7 protein-coding genes are annotated in these 11,256 nt (G+C 38.9%); 1 reads left to right on the top strand and 6 read right to left on the bottom strand.

The window, feature by feature from the left end:
• Nucleotides 1-9 precede the first annotated feature (9 nt).
• The 4 genes from AC0L7T_RS25790 to AC0L7T_RS25775 form a co-directional block, all read right to left on the bottom strand.
• On the bottom strand, nucleotides 10-426 hold the full coding sequence (locus AC0L7T_RS25790) for an ATP-binding protein (RefSeq protein ID WP_473339485.1): 417 nt from the start codon (nucleotides 424-426) through the stop codon (nucleotides 10-12).
• Entirely contained in the window at nucleotides 416-760 is a 345-nt protein-coding gene (locus tag AC0L7T_RS25785) for an STAS domain-containing protein (RefSeq protein WP_473339484.1), read from the bottom strand. The genes AC0L7T_RS25790 and AC0L7T_RS25785 overlap by 11 nt, the downstream gene beginning before the upstream one ends.
• A 31-nt stretch (nucleotides 761-791) precedes the next feature.
• Nucleotides 792-2,861 carry a GAF domain-containing SpoIIE family protein phosphatase gene (locus AC0L7T_RS25780; RefSeq protein WP_473339482.1) on the bottom strand — a complete coding sequence of 690 codons (2,070 nt, stop codon included), beginning with the start codon at nucleotides 2,859-2,861 and terminating at the stop codon, nucleotides 792-794.
• 402 nt (nucleotides 2,862-3,263) lie between these two features.
• Nucleotides 3,264-4,496: an aminotransferase class V-fold PLP-dependent enzyme gene (locus AC0L7T_RS25775; RefSeq protein WP_473339481.1), complete on the bottom strand. Its 1,233-nt coding sequence runs from the start codon at nucleotides 4,494-4,496 to the stop codon at nucleotides 3,264-3,266.
• A gap of 166 nt (nucleotides 4,497-4,662) precedes the next feature.
• Between AC0L7T_RS25775 and AC0L7T_RS25770 the strand changes: the two genes are divergently transcribed.
• The gene (locus tag AC0L7T_RS25770; RefSeq protein ID WP_473339479.1) at nucleotides 4,663-5,331 is read left to right on the top strand and encodes a YdcF family protein; all 669 of its coding nucleotides are present in this window, start codon (nucleotides 4,663-4,665) and stop codon (nucleotides 5,329-5,331) included.
• A 19-nt stretch (nucleotides 5,332-5,350) separates the two neighbouring features.
• On the opposite strand, the gene AC0L7T_RS25765 is transcribed toward AC0L7T_RS25770, so the two are convergent.
• Nucleotides 5,351-6,652: a cryptochrome/photolyase family protein gene (locus AC0L7T_RS25765; RefSeq protein WP_473339477.1), complete on the bottom strand. Its 1,302-nt coding sequence runs from the start codon at nucleotides 6,650-6,652 to the stop codon at nucleotides 5,351-5,353.
• Nucleotides 6,653-6,691: 39 nt separating this feature from the next.
• Complete coding sequence (locus tag AC0L7T_RS25760; protein WP_473339476.1) at nucleotides 6,692-11,227, bottom strand: translocation/assembly module TamB domain-containing protein; 4,536 nt, start codon at nucleotides 11,225-11,227, stop codon at nucleotides 6,692-6,694.
• Nucleotides 11,228-11,256 lie beyond the last annotated feature (29 nt).

Here is an 11,256-nt window from a genome sequence, read left to right as displayed (position 1 = left end):
ATTTAACAATTATTTGGAATTGAGTTTTTTTATCAAGCGACAGGTATTAATAGAATGATTGGTTTCAAATTCTATTTTATCCATAATTTTTCTTACCAGGAGCAATCCTAGTCCGCCTTTTCTCCTCTCTTTCATAACGGAGTCTACTTCGGGAGATTTGTATTCAATTAAATTAAATGCTTTTCCGGAATCTAAAATTTCAAAAATGATATTGTCGGCATTTAAATTCACTTTAAGCATTAAAAAACTGTGAGGATCGCAATCATGGGAATGAATAATAAGGTTGGCACATACCTCTTCCACCGCCAATATCAATTGATTTTGGCTAACATCATTTAAGTTTGTTGGGGCAAGGGTTTTTGAAATAAATGCCCTTAATTCTGCCAACTGACTTTTTTCACAATATAGCTTCAATTCATGCTTCATGGAGTGATTTTTCAGCTTCTTCTTTGGTGTCTTTTATAGTCATTAATTGGTCTAGGCCCAAAATATGAAAGACATTCATGACTTTTTCGTTGAGCCCGTATATAATAAACTGGATGTTATTTTCCTTAAAATCTTCTAAATAGGACATGAAAACCCCCAAGCCTGCAGACGAAATGTACTGTAGCTTATGGCCATTCACTAAAATGTTTTTGATCTCTTCATTTAGGGCTTCTTGAATCACTTCATCCAGTTCTACTGAATTACTCGCATCCACTTCTCCTTCTAGGCTAATGATTAAATAGCCTTCTTCTGCCGTTTTATTTATTGTTAACATATTCAATTATACGTTTTAAGCTTTTTTTAGTTTATGCTTTAAATTTGATGACCAAAATTGAATAATCATCATCTGGTAAAGTCTCTCTGCCAACAAAATCATAAACTTCTTCTACTATTTTTCTTTTTATTTCCAATGCTTGAAAATCTTTTAAATCATTCAAAAGTATCCTTAGCTTATCATAACCAAATTCTTGATTGTCTTTGTTTTTTGCTTCTACTATGCCATCTGTATACATGACCATTACATCTCCCGGTAGATATTTCAAATAACCTTCTTCCAGGTAATTTTCGTACCCATCGTTTCTGACGATACCAAGCCCCATACCTTTGATGTTCAAAAAGCGGGAAATATCTTTTTCCCGGGAATAATATAAGGTTGGACAATGTCCCGCCCGCGCAAAATGGATTTCTTTCGTTAAGGTATTGATGGTGTAATACGTAGTAGTTATAAAGTTGTTTTTTTCAAGGCATCTGCTTAGGGCATTGTTTGCTTTCGATAAAAAGTCTTTTGGAGGGAGATTTAATTGTACCAAGCTATGAAAGACGCCTTTCATTTGCGACATGTTGAATGCTGCAGAAGTTCCTTTTCCGGAAACATCCCCAATGATCAATGCAAAATTTTCTTTGTCGAAACGGTAAGTTTCATAGTAGTCGCCACCCACCTCATCTGCAGCGGCGGAAAAACCATCAATTTCAAAACAATTATTGTGATGTAATTCTGAAGGCAATAGGCTACGTTGCACCCTTTGGGCAATTTCCAGTTCTTCTCTATACCGTTCATTTTTGATGGCTTCATTGAGAAGTCGGTGGTTTTCAATAGAAATGGAGGTCTGCCCGGCAAAGGTTGAAATGATATTTATCATTTCTTTATTAAAGCCATCCTTGACTTCCTTTAATAGGAAGATGTCACCCAGTATTTTTTTATTTGCAGATACAGGAAGTACAAGCACTGATTTATATATTTCATGAGGAATCTGCCCATACAAGTACTCGGTTCGCGCAGTAGTCTGTCCATTGAAGTAGGCAGCGAATGGCGCAACCTTTTTTAATAAGCGCATCACTTCCTGACGTTCCCCATTGCTGATAAATTTCTGCAATTGTATTTTAGAGGGTTGTTCAGGTTCGGAAGGGTAGAGTTCCAGCCAGCCTGCATCCACATAGGCTGCACTCATACAGCTATCCATTAAGATGTCAAGGACCTGCTCTTCATTTTCCCCTGGTTTTATGGATTGGCTTAACTTTTGGAAACTGATGGCCTCTGTAAGTTTCTGCTCAAATACAGAAGAAGTTGGCAGGTTAAACAAGGTTACCAATGAACTGAAAACCGCATATAAAAGCACGAAAACAAAAAGACCTAGTAGGAAGAGATTTTCCGATAAATTAACAAAATGAATGTTTTGTTGCGTGTAGGAAACCAGTCGGAAAAAGAGGTAAACCGTGCAGGCAATAATAATCACCAAAAATAAAATAGACTTCCATTTTTCCCGAAAAGTCAGGTAGGGGATCCATTTTAGGTTGATAGAAAGAATGGCACCATAGATGATCAGAAAGATCAGGCCAAACATAAAACCGTAATTAAAACTTGCTTGACTGATCAGAACAAAGAACATGCTGATCAATAGGATTACTTCGTAGGCTTGCCATTGCTGTACGATAGCTTTACTTTTTTGGTAAAGTATCAGGTGTTTCCAGCTCAAGGTGGTTGAAATCAGGAAGATCGAAACTACGGCAAAATTTACATGGTAGAAGAAATTCTTCAGAAGAGGGTCTTCAGATAATCTGGAGTCCCCCAGAAGATAATAGAAGAAAATTATAAGAAAGGAGGTACCTGTAGCCATCAAACCCGTCGAAGCTGCCCTCCAGATAAAAAAGATGAAATTTCGGTTTTGATTTTTCTTTATGGCGTCATTGAAAAAAATGTACAACCAGATAAAAAAGAGAATTTCTAGTATCCAGGTGATTTCCTTACTAATCAAACCTTCCATTTGATTGATTTCACCAAATACTCTGATCAAATTCACAAGGAGTAATGCTAGCCATGAGAGGACGGCTAGCATAACATAAATTTTGCCTCGTTGTATTTGTGGAAACTTCACCATAGAAAATCTTACAATAATAAAAATAGAATACCAGAAACCATCGGTAACCGTAAAAAACTATGAGCGATTACTCTAAATTATTTAGCACTGGATTTGGAATTGTTCGGACACAAACTCGAAATAGTCTTGAGAGTTCATCAAGACCTGGGAGTTATTTTTACCCAATATATGCAATGGTTTTGTTATTTCGTACTATTAGCCCTTTAAAAACCACCCACCGGGGCCCCATGTCCAGATGCAAAATACACAGCTCTTCTTTATAACTGTGCTCTTACAGACAATCGAGAATGCCAATTCGGAATATATGTGAAAAAAAATCCGGCTCGATTAGTCTAAATAACTACCCGGCCGGATTTCTTGTAAAATAGGTTTATAAAAGGGTGCAACCCTTTTTGACTTCCTTTAAGCCGTTCTTTTTGCTAAAGACTCTTTTAGTTTTTTAGCTACAATTTTGTCCTGGCCCTTTTCAAGCATAAATACGGTCAAACGTAAACTTTTTGGTTCTTCCCAGTCGATGGTTTCTATGGATGGATTACCTTCTCTAAGATCTCCTCCAACATCTTTGGCAGAGAATCCATGCTGACTTCCTTCCCAACTGATTTTAAGAGAAGGGTTGTGATTGGCGACTTCTGGTATTACCACCTCGGTAGTAATTCCCGGGATGTCTGCAATAGCATCATCGATCAGTGCCACTCTGTCTTCCCAGGTTTGCCATATCTTATCGTGGTCCCTGTTGATAAAGGTTTCTAAAGCCATGTACATGCCTAGAATTTCTTCTTTATTTACTTTCTGTCCACGACCTATATTGCCACCTCTTGGGGGCGCACTTAGCCTGGCAGCTTCTATTAAATGTTTTTTCCCCATCAAGATACCAGCACTTTGTGGACCAGCCATGGCTTTGCCACCAGATATCGCTACAAGGTCAAAACCCATGTCATTGAATCTCCATAAGTTTTCTACAGGAGGAACGTCAGCGGCAATATCGTTCATGGTAGGAATACCATGTTTTTTGGCGATAGCTACCCATTCCTCATGTTTGATTTGACCTACTGGAGCTTCCCGATTTAAAAACCACATCATGGCAGTTTTTTCGCTGATAGCAGCCTCTAGTTCCTGCTTTGTTTCAATCATTATCAATTTAACGCCCGTATTGGTAAGGGCATGATGGTATCCGTTTGCATGACTTTTCTGGAGAATTACTTCCGTTTTCATACCTGTGCCTTCCAAAAAGGGCAATTGGGCGGCTTTTTTGGAATCTTTTCCTGTAAGTACTCCAGCCATTCCTAAGACCAATGCAGACCAGCAACCAGCCGTAACCATTGCTCCTTCTGCATGGCAAAGGCCAGCAATTTTTTCGCCTACTCTGTCCTGAACATCGTTAAGCATTACATATTTTTTGGAGGCCAAATTAATGGTTTCCATTACCTCAGGTGGCATTAAAGAGGCAGTCATGGAAGTGTAATTTCCAGCGGCATTGATAAATGTCCTTAAACCCAACTCCTTTATTAAATCCCTTTTTGCTACAGCAGCGGTAGTTGATGGTAAAGTATCTGCCAACAAGGTGCTACTACCTGCCAATCCGCCCAGAATGGGAAGAGATGCCAAGCGCTTAATTAATTTCCTTCTAGATATCATGATATTGTTAGTGTGATTATAGGCCTATAATTTAATAATTATCAATGGGCTTTTTAAATTTAGCTTTAAAAATATATTAATTTTGAAAGTAATAGGTAATTTGGTGGGTTTAGCGGTAATGCCATTGGATTGATTTATTATCCTTTACGAGTGAATCTTAGAAAAAATGTTAAAAAAGAAACAACCTGCAATTACAAGTGAAATTAAGCTGTTGGCAAAAGTCGTATGGGATTATCATAAAGTAAATCATGCCTTAGAAAAGGCAGATGCCATATTGGTACTTGGTAGCCATGACACCAGGGTGGCTGAAAGAGGGGCCAATCTCTGGCTGGATGGCATGGCAGAATATTTGATTCTTTCTGGAGGACTAGGGAATTTTACGCTTGGCCTTTGGGAGGAGCCTGAAGCAGACAAATTTGCAAAAATTGCCATGGAAATGGGTGTTCCTGAAAGTGCTATTATCGTTGAAAATCAGTCAACAAACACTGGGGAAAACATTCAGTTTACACAAAACATTTTAAAAGAGAGAAATCTCGATTTCCAAAGGTTCATTATTGTTCAAAAGCCTTATATGGAAAGACGCTCTTATGCCACATTTAAGCAAAATTGGCCAGAGAAAATGGTGTGGGTGACCAGCCCGGAAATTCCAATTGATAGCTATCCCAATGAGGAGATTTCTATGGCCATAGTTATTCAATCCATGGTGGGAGATTTGCAACGAATAAAGGAATATCCGAAACTAGGTTTTCAAATCGAGCAAGAAATTCCTCAGCAGGTATGGCAAGCTTTTGAACAATTGGTGATTTTGGGATTTGACCAGCACCTTATCAAATAATGGTGTTTCTATGCTTTAATTATTTATCCAAGGCTTCTTTATAAGTCTCCAATGCCCTTTCACGAGCTTTTTTATGCTCAATTATTGGCTCTGGGTAGTCTGCAGTACCGTATTCAGGAATCCATTTTTGGATGTATTTTTTTTCTTTATCAAACTTGGTCATTTGAGATTCTGGGTTGAATATTCGAAAATAGGGCTGTGCGTCCGTACCAGTGCCGGCGGCCCATTGCCATCCCCCATTATTGGATGACAATTCAAAATCGAGCAATTTTTCTGCAAAATAGGCCTCCCCCCAGCGCCAGTCAATCAGCAGGTGCTTGGTTAGAAAGCTTGCGGTGATCATCCTTACCCTGTTGTGCATGTAGCCAGTGCTATTAAGCTCTCTCATGCCTGCGTCTACCATTGGGTACCCGGTTTTCCCCTTGCACCACTTGTCAAATGCAGCTTCATCATTCTTCCACAATATCCGGTCGTATTTTTCCTTAAAGGAAGTATCAATAACTGTAGGCTTATGATAAAGAATCATCATATAAAACTCCCGCCAAATTAATTCATTGAGATAAGTCCCATTTAGTTCGGTGGCTTCCTGTACAAGCCGACGAATGCTAAGGGTTCCAAAACGCAAGTGAATACCCAAACGGCTTGTCCCTGCTTTAGCGGGGAAGTTTCGGGTTTTGTCATAATTCTGAATTAGTTTTTCATCTATTTCCAAAGGCGGGATTTTAATTGGACTTTCTTCAAATCCAATTGCTTTAAGTGAAGGCAGAGGCAGTGGTTCAGTTTCGTAAAATAACTTTTTGCTTCCATCTAATTTGACTAGCTCTAAGGTAAGTCCCTTTAGTTTTTGCAACCAGATTTTGCTGTAAGGGGTAAATACTTTATAAAAGCTGCCTTCATTATTGGTGATTTCATCCTTTTCAAAAATCACCTGGTCTTTAAAATCATAAAAAGGAATGTCATTGTCTGCCAGGAATTTTTCTACCTTTTCATCCCTTTGTCTTGCGTAGGGCTCATAATCACGGTTGGTGTATACATTTTGGATATTGAATTCTTTTTTCAAATCACGAAAGATAGATAGCGGTTTCCCTTTCCTAACCAGAATGGAACTATCATAATCCTTTAATTCTTCATGTAGTTTATTGATTTGTTGGTGGATAAATTGAACCCTGGCATCTTTTTTATTTTCCAGTTTATCAAGAATGTCGGTATCAAAAATAAAAAGTGGCAGAACGTTTTTCTCATTTTCGTAGGCCATAAACAAGCCTATATTGTCTGAAAGCCGTAGGTCTCTTCTAAACCAAAATATCGTTACTTTATCCATACTACAATAATCACAAAAGAGGTATATTGTTTAGAGTGCTTAAGGATTTTCCTTGTCGATGATGTTAATTATGGATGGGGTTTCTACAGGATCGGGTTTGAACAGTTCGGGAGCTACCTCATCCAGATTGATATTGAAATCACCTCTCAGGTAATCATCAGAATCATTTATGTACAGTGGTTTATTTCGCTTAAAGTTTTGAAATAGCTCTTTAAGAGAGCTGAAAAGTAGGTTTTGGGAAATGGATACGCCATAGGTATTGGGAGCGCGGTTATTTATGGTTAATGCCGTTAAGGTGTTGAAGTTGTTTCGATTGTAAACCCTTACACGGTATTGGCCGTTCTCAGTCAAAAGATACTCGGCCTGCCAATCTCCGGCAATGGTATTCAGGTCAGCATTGCCCTGCAGATCTGTAAACCCGCCATCTCTGGTCACGCGTAATCTACCATCAAAGAAGGTATAAGCCACTCTTATTTGAAAGGTCTCCAGCGCTGATTCATCCAGTCCTACCAGATCAAAATCTATTTCCAGGTTCTCATCCACTTGAGCGACCAGGTTATTGAGTTGAGAAGAGATCAATTGGCTGAGGTTAGAGAAACCGATTCCGGTACTGTTAAACTGACCTTCTGGAGAAAACCTTCGAAGCATTATCAGGGAGAAAACCTGGCGATTTTTTTCTTGTTCATCGTTTGCGATTCTATTTTTGAAAGCAGATATAGTGGTTTGCAACTCGCTATCCTCAGGGAATTCCGAAAAGTCAAAATCAAAGGAAATGTCAGGAGACAATAATTCCCCATCAAGGTCCATGATCACCTTCACTGGAAATCGCCTTTTAATCTGGCTGGTTTCAAGGGTGCTGGTACTCGCATTTGTTTGGAGGGAAGTAAGGGATACATTTTCCTGATAAATGGCAGAAATATCCATCACCCCTTGATAGGGATCTCCATACCAATTGATAATCCCTCCTGGTTCAATTACAAACTTCTTGTTGATAACATTGTATAAGGAAAAATTATAGAGGGCATCTACTATTTCATAGTTGCCTGTCATAGTGAAATTACCCTGAGTGTCAATATTCATATTGAAAACACCTTTTCCATGACCCTGAATATTCTCTCCTGTTTTGGGATCAATTTGGATTTCGAGATAAGCATCCGGTGTAATGTCAAGATTCAGGTTCATCCGGAGATTATTGATTGTCAGCTTGTCGATGGTTTCTTCAAATTCAAGTATTTGTGTGGTATCCCTCAGGTTGATAATATTAATAAAATCTTCTTGTGCCTGGCCATTGGTCTCACCTATGGGGATGAATACTTTTGTATTGGGTTGAGAGGTAGCATTTGCAGTTAGGTCCAGGTTATTGGCTGCTCCGAAAACACTGATGTCTCCGGTTGCATAAGCTGTCCCAAAGAAAAGGTCATTGTCAGCCGCACTGGTATTCATCACCTGAAAATTGTTTATCTCAGCAGTAAGGTCTAAAATGAAATTATCGAAATTGTCATGGGTGATTCCTCCTCTTAATCCCGCTATATTGTTGTTGACATCCCTTAATTCCAAACCCCTAAAACTAATATCATTTGGTTCGAAAATAATATTGCCGTCTACCATATAGGTCGTATTGAGGTAATTGAACCTAAAAGTGGCACCATCCAACTTGCCTAAGCCCTCTACGATAGGATGGGTAATGGTTCCACCTACCTTTAAATCCCCATTGAGCCTTCCATCTATATTCGTTAAATAATCTGCAATAAATGGCTCAATAATAGAAAGGCGAGCATCAGAGAAGCGAGCGTTTAATGCCATTTCTCGTTCGGCATTGCCCAAATCGCCTGAAAGATCAATTACTTTGGCACCATCCCGAATGTTTTGAATGGATAGATTGACTGCGTCATCAGAATAATAGGCATTGGCTTCAATTTCTCCAACCAGAAACTTGTTGATATAGATGTCTCTAATGGATATAGCGCCTTTCATGCCTTTTTTATTCCATCCCTCTTTTAGGTGTATAAGCCCGTTGGCTATGCCTTCATATTCCTTGAGGCCAAAGGAGTTTAGAAAATCCAGGTTCAGTTCATTGATGTTGATTTCCATTCTATCTTCTGGATTATGGTTGATCTTACCATCAGCAGCGATGAACTCATTGTCATGATATATTTTTAATTTTTCAAAATTTGTTTCATCTGCTTTGATGCTAATACTGTTGCCTTCTTCGAACTTCCAATAATCATCCAGTAGTTTGATTTCTGACGGAGAGAATTTTATCAGGGTATTGTCGGGGGATAAATTGATCTCTGCCCCAATGTCAAAATGGCTTTCTGTAAGCAACTGATCCAAATAGAAAGAAATGTCCAATTTGGATTGGTTCCATATGGTTTCGACGGATAAATTATGAAAATTAAACCCCGAATTGAGCTGAATCTCTTTTGACAATACATAAAAAGAGGCGAGTACCTCATTGCTGTCTTTGTATTTGGCAGTATTCAAGTCAATATTATTGTCGATAAAATAATTATTGCCGTAGTATATGGTGTCAATTCCGCTGTAAAAGTTGAATACCGTATTTTGCTCCGTCTGATAAAATGCGCCTTCCACCTGCGTATTGTTTGAAATAAACAGCATAGGATCGATCAGGTTTAATATTGGGTTAGCATCCCTAAGATCAACGGTTATGTCAATTTGGTAGGGGTTGATGGGAGAGGTTTTAGTTACTTTCGGTCCAGAGTAATTATTCGTTAGAATGGCATAATAATTTTTCCATAATTGCTTCAGGTCATCTCCCAATTGTTGCACTTTAAAATTTCCACTTATGCCCGCCACGAGGAGGTCAGAATTAAGAGAGATTACCCGGGAATTGTCAGTAAAAAGAGATTGAAAGAGGAAATAATCCAGAAAAAGATCACGACCGTCATAACTGACCAACACGTCTCTAAATCTGGCGACACCTTCAATGTCATCCAGGGTAACTCCCTTTGTATCCAATTCGAAATTACCGCTGAGGAAAATGGCCTTGTTGGAGAGATTTATTTCATTCAAAAATGCGGTATCCAGGTCTAAAACCAGATTTGCAGAATCCTTATTGTTTCGTAAATCCAGCATGCCATCTACATCCATTACCAGGTTTGGGTCTTTGACAGTCATTTTCCCCTCAAACAAGTCCTTGGCAAAAGTGGCGTTGGTTTGAATGTTCTTAAAGTCATAATGATTGATGCCTAATTTGCTGAAATTGGCATCCAATTCAATAATTGCGGACGAAACACTAAAGCCAGATCCCTTAATCTGTCCTTTGAAACTTGTTTTTTGAAAACTTTCCCGGTCCTCCATCAATACACCCAAGTCCAAATTCGACACTTCTAACTGCCCTTTATAGGTTGGGTTACCATCTTGTTTTAAATAGTTGAGTGTTCCATTAAGCCTTCCTATTGCTGTTCGGAAGTTACCTTTGGCAGTAAAATCAGTAAGTTGTCCTACGAAGTCAGAATTAAAGCGAATGATGCCAAATTTGTTGAGCTCTTTCCTAGCCTGAGGTGTGACATACCTATAGAGGTCGTCAGGGCTCATCGTGGAATTGATCAATGAAAGTTCAAAATAAGTTTCTGAAACTTTTGGCAATCCCTCAATATTGAATTTCCCAAACAAAGCACTTTTATCACCAAACCTTAAGAGAAGCTCATCGGAATAAATGGAATCAACTCGGCCGTTGACCTGCCCACTTAGGTATAGTCTGTCATCTATGGCTGGGATGTTGTCAGAAAAGTACCCCAAATCTCTGATGTCCAGGACTGCCTCATCCAATTGTGCCAATAAATCGACCTTTCGATTGAAATCCCGTAAATCTGTGGGGGAATTATACCTGAATTGGAGGTAGTTTTTTATTTCTGTCTGGTTGGATTTTAAATAGAGGTCTTTGAATTCCATGCCAGTGCTGGAATAGGTAAAGTTGGTCTGCAATTGTTGGAAAACCATGCCAGAATTGGCCTCAACCCCTTTCATGTGTTTTAGGTCAAAGGCTACCGTGTCTCTTCTGACATAGAAATCCGTAGCACTTGCCACCAAATCTCTAAATTGAAGATTGCTGTAATCAAATTTAATATCGAAAGGTGGTAGGGTATAATCCACTATGTCCAGAGAGGTTTTTATCAAAGAGATATTACCAATTGTAAAAGTGGATGACTTTAGACTATTTTTTTCTTTCTTTGGAAGAAAAATTTCCCGAACCCGAGAAAGAAATACAGAAATATTTAATCCTTCCCCATCAGGATGGGTTAGTATCCTTACATTCCCATTGTTGAGGTTGATTTCATCAAAACCTGGCTGCTCATTGTCCATTAGTCCCTTAATGGAGAAGTCGATATAAACCTCGTCGAGATCCATCATCAAACTGTCCTGCAAATCCCTAATTGTAACCTCCTGCAAACTGATGGCATCCCACCACCTGATATTGACGCGGCCTATTTCTGTTTTGTACCCAGTTTCTTTGCTAATATGATTGGTAAAGAAACCGGCCAGGTAGGTTTGTAATACAGGGATCTGTAACAATAAGGTAATTGTAACCAAGAAAATGAGCAGATAGCTCATGATCCTAAACGTCCTTCTAAGGGCGTTCA

It is taken from the genome of Cyclobacterium sp. 10D3-21 (assembly GCF_055809755.1).
The sequence above is the reverse complement of the archived record's forward strand: the minus strand, read 5'-3'. Positions and strand labels throughout refer to the sequence as shown.